The 2506-nt window shown below is 56.5% G+C and carries 1 rRNA gene (cut by a window edge); it reads left to right on the forward strand.

The window, feature by feature from the left end:
* A 23S ribosomal RNA gene (locus ACFY7C_RS37560) occupies positions 1 to 2474 on the forward strand; it begins 150 nt to the left of the window's first position.
* Positions 2475 to 2506: the final 32 nt, after the last annotated feature.

Consider the following 2506-nt stretch of genomic DNA (forward strand, 5'->3'; position numbering starts at 1 on the left):
TCTCGTGACTGCGTGCCTTTTGAAGAATGAGCCTGCGAGTTTGCGGTGTGTTGCGAGGTTAACCCGTGTGGGGAAGCCGTAGCGAAAGCGAGTCCGAATAGGGCGATTCAGTAGCGCGCTCAAGACCCGAAGCGGAGTGATCTAGCCATGGGCAGGTTGAAGCGGAGGTAAGACTTCGTGGAGGACCGAACCCACCAGGGTTGAAAACCTGGGGGATGACCTGTGGTTAGGGGTGAAAGGCCAATCAAACTCCGTGATAGCTGGTTCTCCCCGAAATGCATTTAGGTGCAGCGTCGTGTGTTTCTTGCCGGAGGTAGAGCACTGGATAGGCGATGGGCCCTACCGGGTTACTGACCTTAGCCAAACTCCGAATGCCGGTAAGTGAGAGCACGGCAGTGAGACTGTGGGGGATAAGCTCCATGGTCGAGAGGGAAACAGCCCAGAGCATCGACTAAGGCCCCTAAGCGTACGCTAAGTGGGAAAGGATGTGGAGTCGCAGAGACAACCAGGAGGTTGGCTTAGAAGCAGCCACCCTTGAAAGAGTGCGTAATAGCTCACTGGTCAAGTGATTCCGCGCCGACAATGTAGCGGGGCTCAAGCGTACCGCCGAAGTCGTGTCATTGCAGTACATACCCCCAACGGGGACTGTGATGGGTAGGGGAGCGTCGTGTGCCGGGTGAAGCAGCCGCGGAAGCGAGTTGTGGACGGTTCACGAGTGAGAATGCAGGCATGAGTAGCGATACACACGTGAGAAACGTGTGCGCCGATTGACTAAGGGTTCCTGGGTCAAGCTGATCTGCCCAGGGTAAGTCGGGACCTAAGGCGAGGCCGACAGGCGTAGTCGATGGACAACCGGTTGATATTCCGGTACCCGCTTTGAAACGCCCAATATCGAATCCATTAATGCTAAGGCCGTGAAGCCGCCCCGGAGCCTTCGGGCAAAGGGGAGTGGTGGAGCCGCTGACCCAAGGTGGTAGTAGGTAAGCGATGGGGTGACGCAGGAAGGTAGTCCAGCCCGGGCGGTGGTTGTCCCGGGGTAAGGGTGTAGGCCGTGTGATAGGCAAATCCGTCACACATTGAGGCTGAGACCTGATGCCGAGCCGATTGTGGTGAAGTGGATGATCCTATGCTGTCGAGAAAAGCCTCTAGCGAGTTTCATGGCGGCCCGTACCCTAAACCGACTCAGGTGGTCAGGTAGAGAATACCGAGGCGTTCGGGTGAACTATGGTTAAGGAACTCGGCAAAATGCCCCCGTAACTTCGGGAGAAGGGGGGCCACGCCTGGTGATGAGTCTTGCACTCTGAGCTGGGGGTGGCCGCAGAGACCAGCGAGAAGCGACTGTTTACTAAAAACACAGGTCCGTGCGAAGCCGTAAGGCGATGTATACGGACTGACGCCTGCCCGGTGCTGGAACGTTAAGGGGACCGGTTAGCTCTGATTCGTCAGGGCGAAGCTGAGAACTTAAGCGCCAGTAAACGGCGGTGGTAACTATAACCATCCTAAGGTAGCGAAATTCCTTGTCGGGTAAGTTCCGACCTGCACGAATGGCGTAACGACTTCTCGACTGTCTCAACCATAGGCCCGGTGAAATTGCACTACGAGTAAAGATGCTCGTTTCGCGCAGAAGGACGGAAAGACCCCGGGACCTTTACTACAGTTTGATATTGGTGTTCGGTTCGGCTTGTGTAGGATAGGTGGGAGACTTTGAAGCTGTGACGCCAGTCATGGTGGAGTCGCCGTTGAAATACCACTCTGGTCGTGCTGGATGTCTAACCTGGGTCCGTGATCCGGATCAGGGACAGTGTCTGATGGGTAGTTTAACTGGGGCGGTTGCCTCCCAAAGGGTAACGGAGGCGCCCAAAGGTTCCCTCAGCCTGGTTGGCAATCAGGTGTTGAGTGTAAGTGCACAAGGGAGCTTGACTGTGAGACCGACGGGTCGAGCAGGGACGAAAGTCGGGACTAGTGATCCGGCGGTGGCTTGTGGAAGCGCCGTCGCTCAACGGATAAAAGGTACCCCGGGGATAACAGGCTGATCTTCCCCAAGAGTCCATATCGACGGGATGGTTTGGCACCTCGATGTCGGCTCGTCGCATCCTGGGGCTGGAGTCGGTCCCAAGGGTTGGGCTGTTCGCCCATTAAAGCGGTACGCGAGCTGGGTTTAGAACGTCGTGAGACAGTTCGGTCCCTATCCTCTGTGCGCGTAGGAATATTGAGAAGGGCTGTCCCTAGTACGAGAGGACCGGGACGGACGAACCTCTGGTGTGCCAGTTGTCCTGCCAAGGGCATGGCTGGTTGGCTACGTTCGGGAGGGATAACCGCTGAAAGCATCTAAGCGGGAAGCCTGCTTCGAGATGAGTATTCCCACCTCCTTGAGAGGGTAAGGCTCCCAGTAGACGACTGGGTTGATAGGCCGGATGTGGAAGCCCAGTAATGGGTGGAGCTGACCGGTACTAATAGGCCGAGGGCTTGTCCTCAGTTGCTCGCGTCCACTGTGTTAGTTCTGAAG

This window comes from Streptomyces sp. NPDC012769 (genome assembly GCF_042901205.1).
In the GTDB taxonomy this organism is placed as follows: Bacteria; Actinomycetota; Actinomycetes; order Streptomycetales; family Streptomycetaceae; genus Streptomyces.